This is a genomic window from Sphingomonas immobilis, assembly GCF_030580995.1.
In the GTDB taxonomy this organism is placed as follows: domain Bacteria; phylum Pseudomonadota; class Alphaproteobacteria; order Sphingomonadales; family Sphingomonadaceae; genus Sphingomonas; species Sphingomonas immobilis.
In genome coordinates this window covers 21,323-44,387 of sequence record NZ_JAUQSZ010000002.1, presented here as the reverse complement: position 1 = coordinate 44,387, position 23,065 = coordinate 21,323, and the positions used below count along the sequence as shown (strand labels likewise).

Genomic DNA, 23,065 nt, shown 5'->3' with positions numbered 1-23,065 from the left:
CCTCATGTGATCTTCACCCGATATCGGATCTGGAAGGATCCGCCGTTGTTGAAGGTGGTGACCGGCTTGATGCGGATCTTCCGCACCCGCGCGTCATAGCCGTTGGCGTCGGCGACCGGCGTGATCAAATTGCCGTTGGTGTCGTAGAATTCGATGCAATCGGTCGTGTCTGCCCAGGACACGAAATTGCACGTCATTCCACTGCCGCCGAGCCCGAGCAGGCCGCCGTCACTGAACTCGATCGGCCCGTTGTTGGCCGTCGCCGTCGTGCCGCTGCTGTTGATATCGGCAACGCGCAGGATGACGTTCGCCGGCAGCGGGTCTTCCATCGCCACGTTGCGCACCAGCTTGCCGCTGAACGTGCCGGCGGTGTTGGCGAACACGATCTTGTAATCGACCACCGACCCGGTCAGTGCCTTCGGCGGCACCAGCAGCAGGCCGAGCGTGTCGGAGATCACCGTCGCCGTCTTGGTCGCCGTGATCTCGCCCGCGGCGAGCGCCGCGGTCGGGATCAGTGCGGCCAGGATGCCGAGGAGGAGAGGGAGACGTTTCATCGCCCGATCCCCAGCACGTTGCGGCCGAAGCCCTTGACCGAAAGCTGGTCGAACTTCATCCGCAGCGTCACGTACGGCCCCTGCCGGGTGTAGCGATCGTCCTCGAAATCGCGATCGCGGTAGCCCGACACATTGTAGCCCGCCGACAGCCAGAGGTTCTTCGCCGGCGAGATGCCGATGTTGGGACCGCCGGAAAATGCCCAGATTCCACGTTCCCAAGCATGCTGCACCGATCCCTGGATGCCGATGTCGATCTTCGGGCCGATATCCTTGCGCAGCTCGAACCCGGTGGCGTCGATATAGCCCTCGTAATCGTCGCTGCCGAAGCTGCCCTTCACCCATTTCGACCCATAATATACCGTCGCTTCGAAGCCGTGCCCACGGCCCTCGTCGCCGGTCCGGTAGTTGACCGCCAGGTTGTTGATGAAACGCAGGGTCGCCTGGAAGCCGTTGCCGTAAGCGGGAACGCCGAGCACGTTGGTGTCGGTGAAGCCCGCATCCGCACTGTCGTTGCGGAACTGCAGCCGGTCGAGAACCGACCACCGGCTGTCCGCAGGCCGCCATGCGAGCGCAAGGTCGGCATTCATCGTCGACGCCCGCGCGCCCTTCTTGTCGGTGAGGTCGTAGTATTTGAAGCTCCCCGCCAGCGTGCGACCCTGCCCAAGGGACCGCAGCACATCGGTGGTGATGCCCCAGCGCGTGCTGGCATCCGAACGGCGATATTCGAGGCGGCCGTTCCACGCCCACTTGTTCGCCCTGTAACCGAGCCCACCGGTCACTGCGACATAGTCTCCATCATTCTGATACTGGCCCGCCGTGCTGCCCTGCGCCGTGCTCTGGAAAGCCGTCACGAAGCCGCCGGTCGGGATGCTCCCGCGCAGCGTCTGGCTGGCGTCGAGCGTGACGTCGGCCGACCATGCCTTGCTGATCGCGAACGACTGGTTGAGCCCGTATTGCGCATAGGTGCGCTGGCCGTTCTCGCCGATGTCCTGCTGGTTCAACGTCGACATCAGCTTGGCGCCCTTCCACGGCGAGACATCGAAGCCGACGCGCGCGGTGCCGACGGTGTAATCCTTGCCGCCGGCGATCTCGTAGCCGCCGAGGAGGCGAATGCCGTCGGTGATCTTCAGCGCGGCGTTGATCTGCTGGCGCGTCGGGAAATCGACGCTCGCCTTGTCGCCGCCCGGCGCGACCTGCGCCTGGCCGGAGATCTCGAGCTTGCCCTTGAAGAAATACTGGCTGCCGCCGACGGTGAGCAGGCGCGACTGGCGGCCACCGCCATCGACGCCGGTATCGTTGGCGAACTGGCCGCCGACGAAGAAGGTGCCGGTCGGGCGGCGATATTCGAGGCGCACGTCGGCGGCGTCGCGCATCCCCGGCCCGTCGAGCTGCTGCGAGTGCCAGGCGGTCGCCGTGACCGACAGCTTTTCGGTGATCGCATAGCGGCCGTCGATGCCGAATTTGCGCGTGCCGGCTTCCACCACGTTCTGCTGACCGAGACCGAAGGCGGTATCCTGGCTGCGGCCATAGGCGAGCAGATCGAGCTTCCTGTCGTGATGCTCGACCTCGGCCAGCCATGCCTGGCCGCTGCTGAGGCCAAGGCGGCCGCCGGTTGCGAACTCGGCGCGGACCTCGGTGTTGCGCGTCACCTTGGCGCGAATGTCGGCGCCCGCGACGGTGGCGTTGCCCGCGCTCTCGTCATGGAGGACCGACGCGCCGAGCTGGACCTTGCCCTTGGCCAGCTTGACGGTCGCCCGGCCGCCGGTGACGAGATGCTTGGTGCTGCCGTAAGTCTCGTAATCGGCGACGATGAAGACCGGGTTGAGGTCGGCGTCGCGGCCGAGCACCGGCTGGCGGAAGCGCAGCGTGCCGGCGACCGGATCGATGTCATAGTCGAGGTGGCGCGTCAGCAGCGTCGTCGCCTTGATCTGCTCGGGGCGCAGGCGGTCGCGCGTTTCGAGGCGGATCTTGTCGCTGTTCGGCACGATGTCGCGGCCCGACAGGCGGTACGGGCCGGAAAGGCCGTTGCCCTGGATCTCGTCGCGGCCGTAGAGCTGGTCGGTATTGGCGGCGAAGCCCGTGAAGGTGACGCGGCCGTTGTCGAACTCGGTCTTCACGCCGTTCAGCGTGCGGCTGTAGCGGGTGAGCTGGCCTTCGGTCAGCCCGGTCTCGAAATCGCCGAACAGCGCGTAGAAATTGCGGCGCTCGAGGCGGAGATACAGCTTCTGCGAGGTCGGCGCGTCATAGCCCTGGCGCGAACCGTCGCCATAGACGGTGTAATAGCGATCGGGATCGATCGTGCCGAGCAGCCCGCGCGACCGGTCGATCTTGCGGTCGCTGTCATAGGCGATGGTCGCCAGCCACGAGCCCTTGATGCGGCCCTTGGCGTAGAAGGCGATCTGGCCGTCGGTGAACACGCCGCCCTTCATGTCGTTCGGCAGCGTCTTGGTGCGGCTGGTCAGCGTGTCGTAGCCGATCGTACCGGCACCGAAGCCGACGACGATCCAGTCCTTGGCGCTGCCCTGCAGCCAGGCGCGGATGTCGCTGGTGCGGACCTGCTTGTCGTCGGCGAGGCTGACGACGACATGGACGTTGCCGGCCTGCGTCGTCGGCTGCAGCGCGATGAACGCCAGGCCGTCGTCGCCGGTGACGCGCGCGATGGTCTGCGCCTTGTCGCGGCCCGCGATCTGGTTGCCCTGCGCGAGCTCGGCGTCGATCGCGGCACCATAAGGCTGGTCGACCTTGAAGGGGACGAGCGTGCCGTCGCGGACCGGGCGGCCGGTGCGATCGGTGACGCGCACCGCGATCAGCGGGCGGGTGAGGCCGTCGGCGATCAGGCGGCTGGCGGCGGGCGCGAACACCGCGTTGACGCCCGCGCCCGACGAATGGATCGTGCGCGTCAGCACCTTGGCGACGCTGCCGTCCGCGTTGATGACGCGCGCCTCGAGCGTGTTGTCGCCGTCATTCAGCGCGATGCCCGTCCAGCGCGAGAGCGCGATGGACTTGTCGTCGTTCATCTCGATCGTGTCGAAGTTGATCGGATCGACCGCGGTGCCGTTGACGAACAGCGCGACATGCTGGCCGGCGGCATGCTTGACGATGACGCGAGTGACCGGCGCGCGCGGATTGTAATCGGGGGTCGGGAACAGCAGCTCCGCGCCCGGCACCTGGTTCGCGAACCAGTCGCGGTCGCCGGCGGCATCCTTGGCGGAGGCGACGGCGATCGGCAGCGCGTCGGCAGCGCCCAGTTTGCGGCCGGTCGGGCGGAGCTGGAAGTCGACGCGCTTCAGGATGCCGCCGACGCCCTCGACGAAGCGCGAGATGCTGCTGCCGGCGGTGCGCGTGTCGCTGTCGCAGGCGACCGGCTCGAACGCGGGGGAGATGCTGCCGGTGTCGATCTGGACGACATGGCGGCCGGGGCGCACGCCCTCGACGTGATAGTAACCGTCCTTGTCGGTGACGACGAAAGTGCCGTCCTCCAGCAGCAGACGGATTCCGGCTATGCCCTTGCGGCCACGGTTCGGATCGCCGCAATCGCCCTCGGTGACGCGGCCGATCAGCGTGAAGCCGTCGGTGAACAGCAGCGAGGTGATGCGGACGGAGGCAGCGGCCTCGTTCGAGGTCGCGCCGCCGGTGCCCGAGGCGAGCACGCGGTTCAGCGCCTCGCCGACCGGCGCACCGGGAGTGATGCTAACCACATAGGTTACGTCCTGCGCCGCACCGGCCGCGACCGTAGGCGCCGCGAAGTCGAGCGTGCGGCCGTCCTTCGACACGACAGGCTCGGGTGCGCCGCGTGCCGATCCGATCTCGTAGCGCAGGCCCGTCGGCAAGATATCGGTGAGGTGGATGTTGGTCGCAGGCGCGGTGCCGCGGTTGGCGATCGTCACCTTGTACTGGACGAAGTCGCCCGGCGAAGCCTCGCGAACCGATGCCACCTTCGTCAGCAACAATTGCGTCGAACCCTGACGGTCGAGCGGAATGTCGGTGTAGAAGGGATCGACCGTCGCGAGCGTGAAGGGCCTGCCGTACGAGGCGTCGTTGATCAGGAACGGCGTATTCTTGGGATCGCGCAGCTTGGCGAGCTCGTCGGGGGTCTTGATGCTGGGCGCGGTGTAGTTGCCGGGGGGCACGACCTTGAGGTGATAGCTGCCGGGCGCGACCAGCGGAAAGCGGAAGTTTCCTTGCGGGAAGTCGTAGACGCGGCCGCTGGCATCGGTCACGCCCGCGCCGCTCACCACCGTCGAGGGATAGCGGCTTACGCCGTCGTCGCCGTAGACGGCGGCGGGCTGATCGTTGGCATCGAGCAGCGTGACGATGGCACCGTCGACCAGCGCGCCGGTGGAGGAATCGAAGACATAGCCGGCCGGATCGATCAGCAGCGAGAAATCCGAGGCGTAGCTGTAATCGTCTTCGGTGAAGCTCAGTTTGATCGACGTGATCTCGCGGTCGTTGAGCGGGTTGCAGGCCGCGATCGCGGGATCGTCGGAACCGCCCTGCAACTGCGGCACGCCGCCGGCGAAGACGCCGGTGTTCGGGCCGGTTTCGAGGAGCAGCAGCTTGCCGACGGCCCCGAGGTTCGACGTGACGTCGATCGACGCCGTCTCGCGGACGTTGGGGTCGCGGTTGCTGCCGACGGATTCGAGCACCCAGATCAGGGGTGTCAGCGAATCCACGCTATCGACCATCGGCGCCTGGGCAAGCGTTTCCGCGTCGATCGGGGCCGGCGTGAAGGATACGTTGGGCACGCACTTCATTCCGGTCAGCTCGTATCCCACCGGGAGCAGGCGGGCGCTCAACCGGGTGGGCAGTTTCGCGCGATCGACATCGAGCGCGACGGTGTTCGAGGAAATCGTGGAGCGGCCGTTCGAGCCGTCGAAGCTCAGCGTGGCCGTGTTCGCGACGCGCGTGCTCTCCTGCGCCGTCGCGGGCACGACGGTCGCCAGCCCGACAAGGGCGGCAAGAGGGAGGAAGGCGCGTTTCAGGATCATATGGCTGGAGCGGTCTCCGGCGCGCGGGGGATGCGCGCGCCGGAGCGCTTGGTTCCTTTCGGGTTTGGGAGGAGGACGATCGTTACTTGATCGTCACCCGGAAGGAGACCGCAGTCGAAGCACCGCCGGTGAGCGTGCCGACGGGCACGGTCAGCTTGTTTGTGGTGCTGTTGTAGACGGTCGCATCGTCCTGCGGCGCGCCGGCGAGCGTGCAGGTGCCGCCCGGCAGGCCGACCAGCACCGAACCCGCGATATAGGTGGTGTTGGCAGGGATCGTGTCGGTCAGCACGACGCCGTTCGCCGCCGCCGTCAGCGTGCCGTTGTTGGCGAGCAGGCAGTATTGGACGATCGCGCCCGGCAGCGCCTTCGGCGTCAGCGGATTGTAGCCGTCCGAGACCACGAGCGCGGTCTTGGTGACCGACATCGCCACGTTGCGCGCGCCGATCTCGTAGCTGGCATAGGCCCAGCCCTGGCCGTTGCGGGCGATATCCGGGCCGAGAGCGTCGTTGTCGTTGTCGACGAAGATCACGTCGGTCGTCATGTCGGCATTGCCGAGGCTGAGCGAGGTATCGACCAGCGCGGCACCCTGCGTGCCGGTCGCGCCGCCGGCGGCGACGGTGACCTGCAGCGCGACGTTGGCGAGGCTGATGCCGGCCGTGGTCGGCACGTCGCCGACGATGAACACCTCGACCGACTGGTCGGGCGCAAGCTCGTCGATATAGGTCGCGACGTCGGTGCCCGGATCGTAGACGCCGTTGCCGTTCTTATCGACATAGACCTTCAGGTTGCTGAGATCGAAATCGTCGGTGCCGGTGACGAGGCCGAGCAGCTGCGGCAGGATCGTGCCCTGCGTCGGGCTGAGCAGGAAGTCCTGGATGCCGTTGGTGGTGTTCGTCACCTTGAACGAGGTGATCGCGCCGGTCTGGCCGAGGTTGACCTTGGTCGATGCGTTCGCCTGGTCGTTGATGACCGTGAAGTTGACCTTGCGATCAACGACGAAGCTCGCCGTGTTCGACGTCGCACTCTGCGTGGAGCCGCCGTTGACCGTGTAGGTCACCGAGGCCTGGTTGTTGATCTGCGTGCCCGCGACAGTCGACTGTGCAGCCGTCTGCGCGTGGGCGGCGCCGCTGAAAGTTGCCATTGCCGCCGTACCCGACAGCAGCAGCAACCGTACCCTGTTACCGATCATTGCTTTTTACTCCTGAACTAAACGCTTACTGGGGGGTCCGTGCGGTTGATCGCGCGGTCATTTGAGGACGGCCTTGAAGGCGAGTTGCCCCTGCGCGCCGGCCGTCAAAGGGGCCGCAAGGCGCCACCGAACGTGGGTGACATCGTCGGGCGCCGCCGCGCGCCGCGCACCCGTCGGTGTGCGGACGTTCAGGCTGGCGAGCGGCCCATAAGTCTTGCCGTCGACCGAAACCTCGGGCGCGGGCGTGTTGGCCGACGGGCCGCGATAGGCGATCCCCTGCGGCACGGGATTGTCGAGGACGATGTTGCCGATCGTCTGCTTGCCGGTGTTCTGATAGGCGAGCACGAAGACGACGCCGTCGCCGGGGCCGACCTTCTTGACGGGACCGAGCACGGGGCTGGTGCTGCCGTCGGCGGCGCGGACCTTGGTTTCGGACAGCACTTTCGAGGTGATCTGGAGCGGACCGCCGGCGACGGCGGCGGTGGACAGCGCGACGGCCGAAACGGCGGCGGCGGTGCGGGCGATACGGTTGAACATGGCTTGGTTCCTCACTGGATCTTCACGCTGAACTGGATGGTGTGGCTGCCCGCGGCGGCGACATTGCCGAGCGCGACGTGGATGCCGCTGGTGTCGGCCGCGCCGGCGTCGGTATCGGCACCGTCGCTCAGCGCGCGCTGGTCGAGCGTCAGGCTGCCGGGGACGTAGGCGGTGCCGGCGGGGATCGGATCGTCGATGCTGACGTTCGCGGTCGCGCCGGGGAAAGTGGCGGCGAGCGTGTAGGTGACGATCGCGCCGCGCATGGCCCTGGCGCTGCCGTCGGGGGCGAACACGCTCTGCGACTTGACGAGGCTGGGCTGGGCCGCGGCGGGCGACAGGATCGTCGCGGCGGTCGCGGTGGCGTGGGTCTGGCCGACGACGGCGTCGCTGCCGTTGTCGCCGGCGCCCGCAAAGACGGTGCCGGGCGCGCCGCTGCCGGTCTTGGCGGTGACGGTGGCCGAAATCGTCGTTCCCGCGGTCACCTGCGTGCCGTCGATCAGCACGAACACGCGGACCTGCTGTCCCGCCGTCAGCGACAGTGCGGTGCCGGGGGCGAGCGTGCGGTCCTTCGCGGCATCGTAGACGCCGTCATTGTCGCTATCGATCGCGAGGCGACTCACCGCGACGCCGCTCTGATCGGCAGTGACACCGAAGTTGAAATCCTCACTGCCGTTACCGGTGTTGATAACGAGGAAACCGACCGCCGTCGTCGTACCCGTGGGCGCGGATGCGGCGGCGCGATCGGCGGTGATCGTCACGTCGAGCGTCTCGGCGGTGACGAGCGTGGCGGTGTTCGATGGGATGGTCTTGGGCTGACCGTCCTGGTTCCAGTTCAGCGTCGCGATGTTGACGATGCTCGTGCCCGCCTGCGTCGCGGCGACGGCCGGAGCGGCGAAAAGGCAAAGGCAAGCGGCCACCGGGGCCGTTGCGCCCCGTGCCCATTTTGCTGCCGTTTTGCGTGCTGCCGTCACTGCCTACACTCGTCGCTGGATTGCGTACGACGATGCGAAGCGCGAGTTGGGTTAAGCGGTTACTACCGGACGCCTTGGGGAAACCCGGTTTGCGACCAAGGTCTAATGATCGGGTCTAATCGGAGAAGCGCGCTGATCTTACGGTGATCTTTCCGGCGACCTTGCGGAGCGCGAGTCGGCGGTGCTCAGGATGCGGCAGGAACAGGCCAGTCGCGATCGATCGCCGCGACCGCCAACCGGGCAGAGCGCCGCGCGGCATCGGTGGCGGAAGCATCGCCCTCCGACAGACGCAGCCATGCCTCGCTCACCGCGGCGAAGCCCAATGTGCCGGACACGCCGGCGATACGGTGCGCGTGCAGATCGTCCGCACCGCCGGCGAGCCCCGCCAGCGCCTCGGCGAGTTGCGCGCGAAAGCGGGTGACGAGCTGCGTCATCTCGTCTTCGCCGAACACCGCGACGAGCCGTCTGGCGACATCGACCTGGCCGTCGATCCGCCAGCCCGCCGCGGCTTCAGTAAAGTCGTCGGGGCTGCTCGGCTTCGGCAGGCGGCCATCGAGTCCGCGCGCGAGCAGTTCGGCATCCGTCACCCGCAACGAGGTGTAGGCGAGGATCGGCACGCTCGACAGCGGCGGCTCCGCAGCGCGGATTGCGGCGGTCGCCTGCCACCCGTCGAGGCCTGGCATGTCGAGATCCATAACCACAAGATCGGGGATGTTGCGAACCGCTGCGGTGATAGCTTCGGTGCCGTCCATCGCTTCGGCCACGCTCCAGCCCGCCGCCGCAAGCACCTTTGCGGCGAACATTCGATTGGCCGGTTCGTCATCGACGACAAGGACGCTAGGTCTTTGCAAAAAAGGGTTTCCCGTCTCAACCGAATTGGCGCTAGATTACATGGACAATAGCCGCACAGCGGACACGGTCGAAATACCAGAGATACCGGTCGCGTTCACGCGCTTTTGTTATGGGGGAGAAGGCCAGTGACTGGCCGGCATGTATTGATTGCGGATGATCATCCGCTGACTCTTGTTGGCCTGGCGCTGGCGGCGCGGGCCGCCCTGCCGGGGATCGCGGTCGATAGCGCCGCGTCGATCGGGGAGGCCGAGCGCGTGATCGCGCAGCGCAATACCGGATACAAACTCGTCCTTCTCGATTTCGTCCTGCCCGATGCGCGCGGCTTTTCCGGCTTCCTGCAATTGCAGCACGTGCTCGGCAATACGCCGATCGTGATGGTGTCGGCCCACCGCGACCGTGTCATCATCGAGGCGGCAAAGGCGCTTGGTGCGGCGGGGTTCCTGTCGAAGAGTCTGCCGCTTGACGAGATGTCTGCGGCGCTGCGCCGCATCGCGGAAGGCGAGACGATCTTTCCGCCTTCGGACACCTCCTCTGCCGATGCCCAGAGCGCGCGGGATCTGATCTCGACTTTGTCAGGGGCGCAACTGAAGGTGATGCTCGCGCTCGCCGACGGGCGCATGAACAAACAGATCGCCGGCGACCTCGACATCACCGAGGCCACGGTAAAAGCGCATCTCACCGCGATTTTCCGCAAGCTCGGGGTCAATAACCGTGCGCAGGCGTTGCTTGCCATGCAGCCATTATTAGGCGACGCTGCCGCGCCTTCCTGATTGGATCATGACCACCCCAGCCCTCCACGCCATCGCCCCGCGACGCCCGAGCATGCCGCTCTATGTGTTGATCGCAGTGGCGGTGCCGGTGGTGGTGGCAATTTTGTTCGCATGGCTCGGCCGAGAAAATGCAGAGACCGAGGCGCTGCGGATGCGGGCGCGGGCGGCCTATGATCGCCGGGTCGAGGCAAGCAGCCTGATCACGCGGATCGCAGACGCCGAAAGCAGCCAGCGGGGCTACATCATTACCGGGGAGGAGAAGTTTCTAGCAGGATATGCCCCGGCGCGTGCCGACGTATTCGCGACCTTCGGTCAGCTCGGCGGCGAAGTCGCGGATGTGCCCGATGAGGCGCAACTGCTCGGGCAGATGCGTGACAAGACGCTGAAAAAGTTCACCGAAATGGACAGAATTATCGAGGTCCGCCAGGACCGGGGCCTCGATGCCGCCGCCGCCGCCATGCGCTCCGGTTCCGGCTTCCAGCTTATGGACGAGATTCGCGGCCTTTCGGCGCAGATTGTCGAGAAGGCCGACGCCGATCGCGACGCGCGCGCCGAGAGTTATCGCAATCGGGTGGGCGAGGATCAGTTCGGAACCTGGATGGGGATTGCCGGCGGCGGGATACTGTTGCTGATCGCGGCGCTGATGCTGTGGCGGCAGAGCAATGCGCGCTACCGCGCCCGCCTAGCGGCCTACAGCATTGCCGAACGCAACCGCGCGATCCTCGACAGTACGATCGACGCGATTGCCATCCTCAACCCGAGCGGCACGATCGAGACGATAAACGCCGCGGCGCAGAAGATGCTCGGCTACCGGCCGGAGGAACTCGAGCGGCGCTATGTCTCGACGCTGATCAAGCTCGAGGACCGGCCCGTCACCTTCCATGAGCGTATCGGCCTGCGCAACGGCGCACTGGTCGATCCCTATCTGTCCGACCGCACGGTGCTGCACCGTGATGGGCATGAGATCCCCGTCGACATCGCGCTCGGCGTGATGCGACTGCCCGACGGCGACCATATCGTCGCCTCCGTGCGCGACATTTCCGAACGCAAGCGGGTCGAGCGCGCCAAGGACGATTTGATGTCGACCGTCAGCCATGAGTTGCGCACACCATTAACCTCGGTGGTTGGGGCGCTGGGGCTGTTGCGCAATGGCGCGGCCGGTGAACTGCCGGGTGCTGCCGCGCGGTTGATCGAGATCGCCGAGAACAATTCCCGGCGACTGATCCGCCTGATCAATGACATGCTCGACATCGATCGTATCCAGTCAGGCGCGCTGCATCTGGCACGCGAGCCGATCGACCTGCGCGAGGTGCTCGAAAAGGCATGCGAGGGGAGCCACGGCCTCGCCGGAGCGGCGGGGGTGCGCATCGACTGCGCGCCACCCGAAGCGCCCGTGATCGTGGCGGGCGATGCTGACCGCTTGTTACAGGTCGTCACTAACCTCGCCTCGAACGCGATCCGCGTGTCGCCTCCGGACGGCGTGGTGACGATCGGGCTCGACACGCTGAGCACTAACGGGCGCGTGATCGTCACGGTCGATGACGACGGTCCGGGCGTCCCCGCGGAATTCCGCCGCCGCATCTTCGGCCGTTTTGAACGCGCGAGCGACGATCAGAGCCAGGGGACCGGCCTCGGCCTTGCCATCTCGCGTGAGATCGTCAAGCGGCACGACGGGACTATCTGGTTCGAGGACCGGCCCGGCGGCGGGTCGCGTTTCGCGTTTGTCCTCGATCTCGTGCGGGCCAAAGAGATCGAGGACGATACCGACGCGCCGCGCGTGCTGATCTGCGAGGACGACGCGCTCATGGCCGAAACGCTGCGCAAGCAGGTCGTCGCGGCCGGACACCGCGCACACGTCGTCGGCACCGCGGCGGCGGCGCGCGCAGCGCTGTCGGGTGGCATCTATTCGGCGCTGCTGCTCGACCTTCGGCTGCCCGATGAGAGCGGGTTCGAGATTGCCAAATGGGTTCGCGCCTCGAAGGGCCAAGCCACGTTGCCGATCATTGTCGTATCGGCAATGCGGCGCGAGGACGTGCCGTTCGACATCATCGATTGGATCGAGAAGCCGGCGAACCCTGCGCGACTGTCGAAGGCGGTGGCAGCGGCGGTCGCGCGGTCGGAGACGGCGTTGCCGACCGTCATCCACCTCGACGACGATCCCGATATGCTCGATATCGTCGCTTCGGTGCTGGGCAGTGAAGCGCGCGTGCTGCGCGCGCGAAATCTTACCGACGCGCGCCTGATCCTCGAGACCGGGTTGCCAGATGTTGCGATTCTGGATCTCGACCTGGCGCAAGGCTCCGGCACCGAGTTGCTCCCGGAGTTGCGGGACGCGCGTGGCATTGCCATCCCGACGATCATTTTCTCCGCGCACGACGTGCGGCCCGAATATGCCGCCCAGGTCGATGCGGTGCTGGTCAAGTCTCGCGGCTCGCTGCCCGACCTCAAGGCGACGGTGCGCCGGCTGTTGCGGCACCGCGTGCGGCCCTGACATGAACGCGCCGCTCAACTTGCTGTATGTCGACGACGATCCCGACATCCGCACGATCGTGCAGATGTCGCTGGCGCTCGATCCGACGATCGCGGCGCGCACGGCGCCGTCGGGCGCCGACGCGCTGCGGATGGCCGCCGACCCGGAATGGCGCCCTGATATTCTGGTGCTCGATGTAATGATGCCCGGCATGGACGGCATCGAGACGCTGCGCGCGCTGCGCACCCTGCCAGGTTTCGAAGCTACGCCTGCGATTTTCATGACCGCCAAGGGCCGCCAGGACGACATCGTCCGGTATCATGCCGAGGGGGCTGCGGGCGTGATCCTGAAGCCGTTCGATCCGCTGCAGCTCGCTACCGAGATTCGCACGCTGGCGGCACGGTGAACGGCGCGCATGTTTAGACATTGGTAGCAAATGCCGCGTGCGGCGTGGTCCTGCGAAGAATCCGTTAAGCCGTTTCCCGCAGCCTCGCTTCCGCCACGAGAGCGGAAAAGAGCGATGCGCGAAGGACCAGATATCGACCTGCTGCAGGCGCGCATCCGCGCAGCGCTGAAACTCGCCGACGATCTGCGCCTGTATGACGTTGCAGCGCGCCTCGATGCGGCGCTGATCTGCCTGAGCGGCACCGGCGCGGACCCCGAAGGGCTGCTGGCCGCGCTCGCGACAGTGCGGCCGCGCATCAACTGAGCGGCTAGCGAATCCCGAACGCCACGCCCGCGAAGCTGTAGCCCGCCACACCCGGCGCATCGGCGACGGCGCCGTCGAGCACCGCGCCGATTTCGACCGCGCCCGGCCCGAAGAAACGGCCGCTGATCGTGCCCGTGACGACGCGGTCGCTGCTGGCCAGAGCGGCGGTGAAGTTCCCGGTTGCCGGATCGAGCGGTGCGGTCGCCGCGAGCCTGCCGAGATCCGTGTCGGTGCCTCCGCCCGATGGCGTGCCGACAAGCCGGATCGTGATCGCCACCCGCCGCGTCGTCTGATCGAGCGTGGCGGATACGATGCTGTGCTCCAGCGTGTACGTCCGCGACGTGGCACCGTCGCGAAGGTATGCGGTCGCCATCAGGACGGTGCGCGGGAACGCCCCCGCCTGGGCGGCGGCGAGGTCCGCCGCGGTCGTGGGAATGCCGAGCAGGCAGGCGTACTGGCGGTTGACGCCCCCGACGGGCGCAGCGACTGAGGCCAGCCGCGCATAGTCAAGCCCTGTGCCTGCCGCGTTGGGTTGCGTGATCGTGAAACGATAGGCTCCGGCACCGGTGGTCTTGGCCAGCGCCACCTCCACGCCCGTGACCGAGGGATCGCCGTCGCGGCCGTCGAAACCGATGCCGATCTCGCCGCCGATCGCCCAGACCTGCGGCGTCAGCACGAAGCGGAACGTCGGGCCTTGTTCGAATGCGGTGACGGGAAGGACGGCGGGCGGCTGGGTCGTCAGCGCGAACCCGCCACAGGCGCTCGGCAGGGTGATGCCCGCGCCGAGCCGCAGGATGTAGACGTCGGTGAACCGCATATAGCCGGCCGGCGTCGGGCTGGGCGTGGGGCTTGGGGACGGCGACGGGGACGGGCTGGGACTCGGGCCCGGCGAGGGGGATGGCGACGGGCTGGGGCTGGGGCTGGGGCTGGGCGAAGGCGAGGGTGACGGCGTTACGGCAGGCGGCGTCAGCACGCCGCTACCCTCCGAACACGCGGCGGCCAACAGCATCGCCGCAACGGCGGCGACGGACGTCATAGCGGACGATTTCACGCGCTTCCCCCCAGTTCCGACAGATCACGAAGCTCGAACCCGGCTCCGCGCCACCGGCCAGAGGGCCGAAGCGAAACGGAAAAAGTGCCAGCGCAAATCCCAACACGCATAATGTTGCGCGCGTATGAAGGTCCGGGCGGGATTTTTTGCGACAAAGCCGACCCGGCGAATACCGTCGCCCGGAAAATGGTGCCCAGAAGAGGACTCGAACCTCCACGCCCTTGCGAGCGCCAGCACCTGAAGCTGGTGCGTCTACCAATTCCGCCATCTGGGCACGGGGTAGGGGGCGCGCCTTAGGGGAGGTGTTGCGGTCTTGTCAACATGATGGTCTCCGGGCAAGGGCGGATGCGACGAGTCCCGGCAGCAGGAGCGCTTACCCATGAACAACAAGCTGGTGACGGTGATCGGCGGCGGCGGTTTCCTGGGGCGGTATGTCGCGCAGGCGTTGTTCGCGAAAGGCGCGCGGGTGCGGATCGCGCAGCGCGACCCGCGGCAGGCATGGTTCATCAAGCCGCTCGGCGGGCTCGGGCAGACGCAGTTCATCGGCGCGGACGTGCGGCGGCCGGAAACGCTGGCGGCGGCGGTCGCGGGGGCGGATGCGGTGGTGAACCTCGTCGGCGTGCTGTCGGGCGATTTTGCGGGCGTGCATGTCGCCGGCGCCAAGGCGGTGGCGGAGGCCGCAGCGGCGGCGGGGGTGCCTGCGCTGGCGCATGTCTCGGCGATCGGGGCGGATCCCGAGAGCGATTCGGCTTATGGGCGCAGCAAGGGGCAGGGCGAGGCGGCGGTGCGCGCGGCGTTCCCGGCCGCGACGATCCTGCGGCCGTCGATCGTGTTCGGGCGCGAGGACAATTTCATCAACCGCTTCGCCGGCATGATCACGAGCGCACCGGTGGTGCCCGTGCTGCGCGCGCAGACGAAGTTCCAGCCGGTGTTCGTCGGCGACGTTGCCGAGGCGATCGTCGCGGCGCTGAGCGGCGGTGCGGAGACGGCTGGCAAGACCTATGAACTCGGCGGACCCGATGTTCTGACGATGGGCGCGTTGATCCGCTGGATCGCAGAAGCGATCGGCCGCGATCCGACGATCCTGGAGCTGCCCGACGCGATCGGCGGGCTGATCGCGCTGGGCGGCGTGCTGCCCGGTGCGCCGATCACGCTCGACCAGTGGAAGATGCTCGGTCACGACAATGTCGTCGCGGGCGGCGCGCACGGCCTCGCCGATCTTGAAATTTCCCCAACCCCGCTCGATGCGGTCGCGCCGGCGTGGCTGGTGCGCTATCGTCGCAATGGCCGGTTCGGCGCACGCGCCGCCGCCTGAGCGAGAAAATAAGAAACCCGGGAGCGTAACGCGCGGCATCGCCGCCGAAAGGGGACTTGCGTGGATCTGCTGACCATCATTCTGCTCGGGATCGTCGAGGGCGTGACCGAATTCCTGCCCGTCTCCTCGACCGGGCACCTGATCCTCGCCTCGGCATTGCTCGGCTATGATTCGGAATATTGGGCGGTGTTCAACATCGTCATCCAGCTCGGCGCGATCCTGGCGATCGTGGTGCTGTATTGGCGGACGTTCTGGGCAGTGCTGATGGGTCTGGCGCGATTCGATCCGGTGTCGATCCGATTCGTGCGCAACCTGCTGGTGGCGTTCATTCCGGCGGCGGTGATCGGTCTTGCACTGCATAAATATATCGAGGCGCTGCTCGGATCGCCCATCACCGTTGCGGTCGCGCTGATCGTCGGCGGCATCGCGATCCTCGTTATCGAGCGTACGGTGAAGGAAGGCGACATCAAGGGCGTCGCCGATATTCCGCTGGCGAAGGTGGTCGGCATCGGCTTCATCCAGTGCCTGGCGATGGTGCCGGGCGTGAGCCGTTCGGGTGCGACGATCCTCGGCGCGCTGGCGCTGGGGGTCGAGCGGCGGACGGCGGCAGAGTTCAGCTTTTTCCTTGCGATCCCGACGATGCTTGGGGCTACCGCGTTGGAATTGCTGAAAAACAAGGATGCGATAGCGCACGGCGGGGGCGTCGGTTTCGGCGCGATCGCGATCGGCTTCGTCGTCGCCTTCATCGTCGCATTGTTGGTGGTGCGCTGGTTCGTGGGGATCGTCACCAAGCATGGCTTCTCGCCTTTCGCCTATTACCGGATCATCGCCGGAGCAGCGGCGCTGATCTGGCTGCTGACCAAATAAGTCCGACCCGGCCATGATAATCGCTCGCAAATAGCGGTCTGTCACGATTGATTCACAACTCGTGGATATATAGGTAAGCAGTTCTGTCCTAAATTGCTGATTCAAGATGACAAACTGAGTCATCTCGGCTATGTCGCGCCCGCAACAAGGGTTAAGCGACATGGCATCCGATCTCCTCCTGCGGTTCGTCGACCGCGCGCAAAACTACCCCTCGAAGCGCGAGCCCGAGCTGCGCGCCGAGGACTTTCGCGAAATTTCGGACAAGTACAACGTCCCCGCCGCCGAGGAGCAGGCGGGGCGTTGCTCGCAGTGCGGCGTGCCCTATTGCTCGGTGCATTGCCCGCTGCACAACCACATTCCCGACTGGCTGCGCCTGACCGCCGAGGGGCGGCTGCGCGAGGCGTACGAGCTGTCGAACAGTACCTCGACCATGCCCGAGATCTGCGGCCGCATCTGCCCGCAGGACCGCCTGTGCGAGGGCAATTGCGTAGTCGAATTCTCCGGCCACGGCGCGGTGACGATCGGCTCCGTCGAGAAGTTCATCACTGACAAGGCGTGGGATGAGGGCTGGGTCGAACCGATCGTACCGGGTGCGCCGCGCGGGCAATCGGTCGCGGTGATCGGCGCGGGACCGGCGGGGCTGAGCGCGGCGGAATATCTGCGCGTGCTCGGCTATGACGTCCATGTCTACGATCGCTATGACCGGTCGGGCGGATTGCTGACCTATGGTATCCCCGGCTTCAAGCTGGAGAAGCATGTCGTCATGCGCCGCGTCGAGCGGCTGGCGGCTGGCGGCATCGTCTTTCACAACGGCTTCGATGTCGGCCGCGATGCGAGCCTCGACGAGCTACGCGCGAAGCACGATGCGATCCTGATCGCGACGGGCGTCTACAAGCCGCGCGCGATCAAGGCGCCGGGTGTCGACAGCCAGGGCGTGGTCGATGCGCTCGACTACCTCACCGCCTCCAACCGCAAGGGCTTCGGCGATGCCGTGCCGGCGTTCGACGACGGCAGCCTCGATGCGGAAGGGAAGCACGTCGTCGTGATCGGCGGCGGCGACACGGCGATGGACTGCGTGCGCACCGCCGTCCGCCAGGGTGCTGCTTCGGTGAAATGCCTCTACCGCCGCGACCGTGCCAACATGCCGGGCTCGCAGCGCGAAGTGGCGAATGCCGAGGAAGAGGGTGTCGAGTTCGTCTGGCTCTCCGCGCCGGAAGCGTTCCTCTCCGCCGACAAGGTTTCGGGCGTGAAGGCGAGCCGCATGCGCCTCGGCCAGCCCGACGCGAGCGGCCGCCGCGCGCCCGAGGTCGACCCGCAGGGCGGCTTCGACGTGCCCGCCGATCTCGTCATCAAGGCGTTGGGTTTCGACGCCGAGGACTTGCCGCATCTGTTCGGCGCGCCCGAGCTCGGCGTGACGCGCTGGGGCACGGTGCTGGTCGACAACAAGACGCTGATGTCCAGCCTCGACGGTGTGTTCGCCGCCGGCGACATCGTGCGCGGCGCGAGCCTCGTCGTGTGGGCGATCCGTGACGGCCGCGATGTCGCCGCGACGATGCACCAGTGGCTCAAGGCGAAGGCGAAGGCCGGGAAGGTGGCGGCGTGATGCGGCGGATGACGATCGCGGCGGCGGCGATGGCCGTCTTGTCGGTGACCCCGGTCGCGGCGCAGACGGCCAATCCGGTGCCGATCGTCACCGCGGCCGCAGGCGGGTCGGTCGAAACCGCGACCAAGCTGATCGCCGCGCTGCAGTTGCGGGGGACGTTCGACCGGACGTTCCAGCAGCTCACGCCGCTCATCAGCAACGGCGTGATCGCCTCGATCCAGCGCGCATCCGATGCGCCGGCCGATCTCAAGGCGAAGATCGAGAATCCGGCGAGCCGGCAGCAGGTCGAGAAGATCCTGGGCGAGGAAATCATGAAATCCTATCGCGCGCGCTATGCGCAGATCATCGACGCGACCGCCAAGCGTTATGCTGCGACGTTCAGCGAGGCCGATCTGAAGGCGGCGCTCGCTTTCTATCAGACCCCGGTCGGCCAACGCTTCATCGCAGCGCAATCCACACTGCAGGCGGAACTGGGCGAGCAGGGCCGGGCGATCGGCGCCGAGGCTGGTCGCGAGGCGATCCCGATCGCGATCAAGCGGATCATGGGGACGGCGCCCGCTGTCCCGGCTCCCGCACCCGCCGCGAAGCCCTGACGGGCATGACCACGACACGCTCCTTCGACGGAACCACGCCGATGACCCAGACCGACCAGCGCGCCTATCTCGCCGAGCACGGCATGTACCGCCCGGATCTCGAATCCGATGCCTGCGGCGTCGGCCTCGTCGCCGCGACCGACGGCACGCCCAGCCGCCGCGTCGTGCAGTCGGCGATCGATGCGCTGAAGGCAGTGTGGCACCGCGGCGCGGTCGATGCCGATGGCAAGACCGGCGACGGTGCCGGCATCCATGTCGATCTGCCGGCCAAGTTCTTCGACGATGCCGTCACCGCGTCGGGGCACAAGATGCGCCCGAACCGGCTGGCGGTCGGCATGATCTTCCTGCCGCGCACCGATCTCGGCGCGCAGGAGGATTGCCGCGGCATCGTCGAGAGCGCGATCATCGCCGAAGGCTATACGATCTACGGCTGGCGGCAGGTGCCGGTCGATGTCTCGGTGATCGGCCGCAAGGCGCAGGAGACCCGCCCGGAGATCGAGCAGATCATGATCGCCGGGCCCGAACCCGAGGAACAGAGCGCGGCGGAGTTCGAGAAGAACCTCTATCTCGTGCGCCGGCGGATCGAGAAGGCGGTGATCGCCGCGCAGATCCAGGGCTTCTACATCTGCTCGTTGTCGTGCCGCTCGATCATCTACAAAGGGCTGTTCCTCGCGGAGAGCCTGTCGGTCTTCTATCCCGACCTGCAGGACCAGCGCTTCGAAAGCCGCGTCGCGATCTTCCACCAGCGCTATTCGACCAACACGTTCCCGCAATGGTGGCTGGCGCAGCCGTTCCGCTGCCTCGCGCATAACGGCGAGATCAACACGATCCGCGGCAACAAGAACTGGATGAAGAGCCACGAGATCAAGATGGCCGCCAATGCGTTCGGCGAACATTCGGAGGATATCAAGCCGGTGATCCCGGCGGGCGCTTCCGACACCGCCGCGCTCGATGCGACCTTCGAGGCGATCTGCCGGTCGGGCCGCGACGCGCCCACCGCCAAGCTGATGCTGGTGCCCGAAGCCTGGGGCCCGAAGGGCGAGATGCCCAAGCCGCATCTCGATATGTACAAGTATCTGGCCTCCGTGATGGAGCCGTGGGACGGCCCCGCAGCCCTTGCGATGACCGATGGGCGCTGGGCGGTGGCGGGTGTCGATCGCAACGCGCTGCGCCCGCTGCGCTATACGCGGACATCGGACGGGCTGCTGATCGTCGGTTCCGAAAGCGGCATGGTCGTGGTGCCGGAATCGACCATCGTCGAGAAGGGCCGGATGGGGCCGGGGCAGATGATCGCGGTCGATCTCGACGCGGGCAAGCTCTACGCAGACCGCGCGATCAAGGACAAGATCGCCGGCGAGGCCGATTATGCCGCGATGATCGGCAATTTCATCGCGATCGGCGATCTGCCGCCGCCGCCGGAAGGCGCGACGACGCGCTTCGAGCGCGGCGAGCTGACGCGCCGCCAGGTTGCGGCCGGGCAGACGCTGGAGGATATGGAGCTGATCCTGTCGCCGATGGTCGAGGGCGGCAAGGAGGCGATCGGATCGATGGGCGACGACACGCCGCTCGCCGTCATCTCCGACAAGCCGCGCCTGATCAGCCAGTTCTTCCGGCAGAATTTCAGCCAGGTGACGAACCCGCCGATCGATTCGCTGCGCGAGCGGCACGTCATGTCGCTCAAGACGCGCTTCTCGAACCTGTCGAACATCCTCGACACCGAGGGGCGCAGCGACGGCGTGCTGGTGCTCGAATCGCCGGTGCTGACGGGCGACGACTGGGCACGGCTGAAGGCGCATTTCGGCAGCCAGACCGCCGAGATCGACTGCACGTTCGAGACGGGCGGCGGGCCGGAAACGCTGCGCGCCGCGATCGCACGCATCCGCAGCGAAGCCGAGCAGGCGGTGCGCGAGGGCAAGAGCGAGCTGTTCCTGACGGACGTCAATATCGGGCCGGAGCGGATCGCCATCGCCGGCGTGCTGGCGGCGGCGGCGGTGCATACGCATCTCGTGCGGCGCGGGCTGCGGTCCTACGCCAGCATCAACGTCCAGACGGCGGAATGTCTCGACACGCATTATTATGCGGTGCTGATCGGTGTGGGGGCCACCACGGTTCACGCCTATCTGGCCGAAGCGTCGATCGTCGATCGCCATGCGCGCGGCCTGTTCGGCGACATGACGCTGGAGACGTGCCTCGCCAATCATCGCCACGCGATCGACGAGGGCCTTCTCAAGATCATGTCGAAGATGGGGATCGCGGTGATCTCCAGCTACCGCGGCGGATACAATTTCGAGGCGGTCGGGCTGAGCCGCAGCCTCGTCAACGATTTCTTCCCGGGCATGCCGGCGAAGATCTCGGGCGAAGGCTATAACTCGCTGCACCTGAGCGCGATGCTGCGGCACGAGGCGGCGTTCGATGCGGCGGTGGTGACGCTGCCGATCGGCGGCTTCTACCGCCAGCGCCATACCGGCGAGACGCACGCCTATTCGGCGCAGCTGATGCACCTGCTGCAGTCGGCGGTCGCGACTGACAGCTATTCGCATTACCTGCAATTCTCGCGCGGGGTGGAGGCGTTGCCGCCCGTCTATCTGCGCGATCTGCTGCAGTTCAATTATCCGGGCGAGGGCGTGCCGATCGACCAGGTCGAGGCGATCACCGAGATCCGCAAGCGCTTCGTGACGCCGGGCATGTCGCTGGGCGCGCTCAGCCCCGAGGCGCACGAGACGCTCGCCATCGCGATGAACCGCATCGGCGCGAAGGCGGTGTCGGGCGAGGGCGGCGAGGACAAGTCGCGCTACTCACCCTATGCGAACGGCGACAACGCCAATTCGGGCGTCAAGCAGATCGCCTCCGGGCGGTTCGGCGTGACGGCGGAATATCTCAACGCCTGCGACGAGATCGAGATCAAGGTCGCGCAGGGCGCCAAGCCCGGCGAGGGCGGGCAGCTGCCCGGCTTCAAGGTGACCGAGTTCATCGCCAAGCTGCGCCATGCGACGCCGGGCGTGATGCTGATCTCGCCGCCGCCGCACCACGACATCTATTCGATCGAGGATCTCGCGCAGCTCATCTACGATCTCAAGCAGATCAATCCCGTAGCGCGGGTGTGCGTGAAGCTCGTCTCCTCGGCGGGCATCGGCACGGTCGCGGCGGGCGTGGCGAAGGCGCACGCGGACGTCATCCTCGTCTCCGGCCATGTCGGCGGCACCGGCGCGAGCCCGCAGACCAGCATCAAATATGCCGGCACGCCGTGGGAAATGGGGCTATCGGAGGTCAACCAGACGCTCACCCTCAACGGCCTGCGCGGCCGCATCAAGCTGCGCGCGGACGGCGGGCTCAAGACCGGGCGCGACATCGTCGTCGCCGCGATCCTGGGCGCGGAGGAGTTCGGCATCGGCACGCTCAGCCTCGTGGCGATGGGCTGCATCATGGTGCGGCAATGCCATTCGAACACCTGCCCCGTAGGCGTCTGCGTGCAGGACGAAAGGCTGCGCGCCAAGTTCACCGGTACGCCGGAGAAGGTCATCAACCTGATGACCTTCATCGCCGAGGAAGTACGCGACATCCTGGCAAGGCTCGGCGTGAAGAGCCTCGACGAGGTGATCGGCCGCACCGAACTGCTCCGCCAGGTCAGCCGCGGTGCCGAGCATCTCGACGATCTCGATCTCAACCCGATCCTCGCCAAGGTCGATGCCGACGAGGACCAGCGCCGCTTCAGCCTCGATACGTGGCGCAACGAGGTGCCCGACAGCCTCGATGCGCAGATCATCAAGGATGCGGCGGCGGTGTTCAGCCGGCGCGAGAAGATGCAGCTCACCTATTCGGTGCGCAACACGCACCGTGCGGTCGGCACGCGGCTGTCGAGCGAGGTGACGCGGAAATACGGCATGGACACGCTGGCGGACGGGCATGTGCATGTCCGCCTGCGCGGCTCGGCGGGGCAGAGCCTCGGCGCGTTCCTGTGCAAGGGCATCACGCTCGAAGTGTTCGGCGATGCCAACGACTATGTCGGCAAGGGCCTGTCGGGCGGCATCATCGCGGTGCGGCCCGTAGTTTCGTCGCCGCTCAAGTCGAACGAGAACACGATCATCGGCAACACCGTGCTCTACGGTGCGACTTCGGGCCGGCTGTACGCGGCGGGGCAGGCGGGCGAGCGGTTCGCGGTGCGCAATTCGGGCGCGACCGTGGTGGTCGAGGGCTGCGGCGCGAACGGCTGCGAATATATGACCGGTGGCGTGGCGGTGGTGCTCGGCAATACCGGCGCGAATTTCGGCGCGGGCATGACGGGCGGCATGGCCTTCGTCTACGATCCCGACGGCACTTTCGCGCGGCGCGCCAACCCGGAAAACATCACCTGGAACCGGCTGTCGTCCTCGCACTGGGAATCGGTGCTGCTCGCGCATGTTCGTGCGCATCATGCCGCGACTGACAGCAAATGGTCGGGCGCGCTGCTCGACGACTGGGGCCGCGTGATCGACCATTTCTGGCAGGTGGTGCCCAAGGAGATGCTGAGCCGCCTCTCGCACCCGCTCGACGACCGCGAGGCGCTCGAGGCGGCGGAATAGAGCCTTCCCTTGCCACGTGCCGCCCGTCTAGATGGGC

The 23,065-nt window shown here is 66.8% G+C and carries 16 protein-coding genes and 1 tRNA gene; 9 read left to right on the top strand and 8 right to left on the bottom strand.

Annotated elements, in window-relative coordinates:
- Nucleotides 1-2 precede the first annotated feature (2 nt).
- From Q5H94_RS03180 to Q5H94_RS03155, 6 genes are all read right to left on the bottom strand, one after another.
- On the bottom strand, nt 3-554 hold the full coding sequence (locus tag Q5H94_RS03180) for a hypothetical protein (RefSeq protein ID WP_304559786.1): 552 nt from the start codon (nt 552-554) through the stop codon (nt 3-5).
- Entirely contained in the window at nt 551-5,542 is a 4,992-nt protein-coding gene (locus tag Q5H94_RS03175) for a DUF11 domain-containing protein (RefSeq protein ID WP_304559785.1), read from the bottom strand. The genes Q5H94_RS03180 and Q5H94_RS03175 overlap by 4 nt, the downstream gene beginning before the upstream one ends.
- An 82-nt stretch (nt 5,543-5,624) precedes the next feature.
- Nucleotides 5,625-6,731 (bottom strand): hypothetical protein, encoded by a 1,107-nt coding sequence (locus Q5H94_RS03170; protein ID WP_304559784.1) that lies wholly within the window; start codon nt 6,729-6,731, stop codon nt 5,625-5,627.
- A gap of 57 nt (nt 6,732-6,788) precedes the next feature.
- Nucleotides 6,789-7,268 (bottom strand): hypothetical protein, encoded by a 480-nt coding sequence (locus tag Q5H94_RS03165; RefSeq protein ID WP_304559783.1) that lies wholly within the window; start codon nt 7,266-7,268, stop codon nt 6,789-6,791.
- A gap of 11 nt (nt 7,269-7,279) precedes the next feature.
- Nucleotides 7,280-8,185 (bottom strand): hypothetical protein, encoded by a 906-nt coding sequence (locus Q5H94_RS03160; RefSeq protein ID WP_304559782.1) that lies wholly within the window; start codon nt 8,183-8,185, stop codon nt 7,280-7,282.
- Between the two features lie 239 nt (nt 8,186-8,424).
- Nucleotides 8,425-9,090 carry a response regulator gene (locus Q5H94_RS03155; RefSeq protein ID WP_304559781.1) on the bottom strand — a complete coding sequence of 222 codons (666 nt, stop codon included), beginning with the start codon at nt 9,088-9,090 and terminating at the stop codon, nt 8,425-8,427.
- A 126-nt stretch (nt 9,091-9,216) separates the two neighbouring features.
- On the opposite strand from Q5H94_RS03155, the gene Q5H94_RS03150 reads away from it, so the two are divergent.
- The 4 genes from Q5H94_RS03150 to Q5H94_RS03135 all read left to right on the top strand — a co-directional run bounded on the left by Q5H94_RS03150 (nt 9,217) and on the right by Q5H94_RS03135 (nt 13,040).
- Nucleotides 9,217-9,861, top strand: coding sequence for a LuxR C-terminal-related transcriptional regulator (locus Q5H94_RS03150; protein ID WP_304559780.1), 645 nt, complete (start codon nt 9,217-9,219; stop codon nt 9,859-9,861).
- 7 nt (nt 9,862-9,868) lie between these two features.
- Nucleotides 9,869-12,352 carry an ATP-binding protein gene (locus tag Q5H94_RS03145; RefSeq protein WP_304559779.1) on the top strand — a complete coding sequence of 828 codons (2,484 nt, stop codon included), beginning with the start codon at nt 9,869-9,871 and terminating at the stop codon, nt 12,350-12,352.
- A 1-nt stretch (nt 12,353) separates the two neighbouring features.
- Nucleotides 12,354-12,737 carry a response regulator gene (locus Q5H94_RS03140; protein WP_304559778.1) on the top strand — a complete coding sequence of 128 codons (384 nt, stop codon included), beginning with the start codon at nt 12,354-12,356 and terminating at the stop codon, nt 12,735-12,737.
- Nucleotides 12,738-12,851: 114 nt separating this feature from the next.
- Complete coding sequence (locus Q5H94_RS03135) at nt 12,852-13,040, top strand: hypothetical protein (protein WP_304559777.1); 189 nt, start codon at nt 12,852-12,854, stop codon at nt 13,038-13,040.
- Nucleotides 13,041-13,044: 4 nt separating this feature from the next.
- On the opposite strand, the gene Q5H94_RS03130 is transcribed toward Q5H94_RS03135, so the two are convergent.
- Together Q5H94_RS03130 and Q5H94_RS03125 are read right to left on the bottom strand one after the other, a co-directional pair.
- Complete coding sequence (locus Q5H94_RS03130) at nt 13,045-13,857, bottom strand: hypothetical protein (RefSeq protein WP_304559776.1); 813 nt, start codon at nt 13,855-13,857, stop codon at nt 13,045-13,047.
- A 421-nt stretch (nt 13,858-14,278) separates the two neighbouring features.
- Nucleotides 14,279-14,365, bottom strand: a tRNA-Leu gene (locus Q5H94_RS03125).
- A 105-nt stretch (nt 14,366-14,470) separates the two neighbouring features.
- On the opposite strand from Q5H94_RS03125, the gene Q5H94_RS03120 reads away from it, so the two are divergent.
- From Q5H94_RS03120 to gltB, 5 genes are all read left to right on the top strand, one after another.
- Nucleotides 14,471-15,406 (top strand): complex I NDUFA9 subunit family protein, encoded by a 936-nt coding sequence (locus tag Q5H94_RS03120; protein WP_304559775.1) that lies wholly within the window; start codon nt 14,471-14,473, stop codon nt 15,404-15,406.
- A gap of 60 nt (nt 15,407-15,466) precedes the next feature.
- Entirely contained in the window at nt 15,467-16,273 is an 807-nt protein-coding gene (locus Q5H94_RS03115; RefSeq protein ID WP_304559774.1) for an undecaprenyl-diphosphate phosphatase, read from the top strand.
- Between the two features lie 160 nt (nt 16,274-16,433).
- Nucleotides 16,434-17,876 (top strand): NAD(P)-dependent oxidoreductase, encoded by a 1,443-nt coding sequence (locus Q5H94_RS03110; protein ID WP_304559773.1) that lies wholly within the window; start codon nt 16,434-16,436, stop codon nt 17,874-17,876.
- Nucleotides 17,834-18,469, top strand: coding sequence for a DUF2059 domain-containing protein (locus Q5H94_RS03105; RefSeq protein ID WP_304559772.1), 636 nt, complete (start codon nt 17,834-17,836; stop codon nt 18,467-18,469). Before Q5H94_RS03110 ends, Q5H94_RS03105 begins: the two co-directional genes overlap by 43 nt.
- A gap of 41 nt (nt 18,470-18,510) precedes the next feature.
- Complete coding sequence (gltB, locus tag Q5H94_RS03100) at nt 18,511-23,028, top strand: glutamate synthase large subunit (protein WP_304559771.1); 4,518 nt, start codon at nt 18,511-18,513, stop codon at nt 23,026-23,028.
- Nucleotides 23,029-23,065: the final 37 nt, after the last annotated feature.

What these genes read in the sequence shown, in the direction of transcription:
- Q5H94_RS03145 (WP_304559779.1), top strand. Translation starts at nt 9,869, where the DNA reads ATGACCACCCCAGCCCTCCACGCCATCGCCCCGCGACGCCCGAGCATG.
- Q5H94_RS03165 (WP_304559783.1), bottom strand. Translation starts at nt 7,268, where the DNA reads ATGTTCAACCGTATCGCCCGCACCGCCGCCGCCGTTTCGGCCGTCGCG.
- Q5H94_RS03130 (WP_304559776.1), bottom strand. Translation starts at nt 13,857, where the DNA reads ATGCGGTTCACCGACGTCTACATCCTGCGGCTCGGCGCGGGCATCACC.
- Q5H94_RS03175 (WP_304559785.1), bottom strand. Translation starts at nt 5,542, where the DNA reads ATGATCCTGAAACGCGCCTTCCTCCCTCTTGCCGCCCTTGTCGGGCTG.
- Q5H94_RS03140 (WP_304559778.1), top strand. Translation starts at nt 12,354, where the DNA reads ATGAACGCGCCGCTCAACTTGCTGTATGTCGACGACGATCCCGACATC.
- Q5H94_RS03135 (WP_304559777.1), top strand. Translation starts at nt 12,852, where the DNA reads ATGCGCGAAGGACCAGATATCGACCTGCTGCAGGCGCGCATCCGCGCA.
- gltB (WP_304559771.1), top strand. Translation starts at nt 18,511, where the DNA reads ATGACCCAGACCGACCAGCGCGCCTATCTCGCCGAGCACGGCATGTAC.
- Q5H94_RS03120 (WP_304559775.1), top strand. Translation starts at nt 14,471, where the DNA reads ATGAACAACAAGCTGGTGACGGTGATCGGCGGCGGCGGTTTCCTGGGG.
- Q5H94_RS03180 (WP_304559786.1), bottom strand. Translation starts at nt 554, where the DNA reads ATGAAACGTCTCCCTCTCCTCCTCGGCATCCTGGCCGCACTGATCCCG.
- Q5H94_RS03170 (WP_304559784.1), bottom strand. Translation starts at nt 6,731, where the DNA reads ATGATCGGTAACAGGGTACGGTTGCTGCTGCTGTCGGGTACGGCGGCA.
- Q5H94_RS03110 (WP_304559773.1), top strand. Translation starts at nt 16,434, where the DNA reads ATGGCATCCGATCTCCTCCTGCGGTTCGTCGACCGCGCGCAAAACTAC.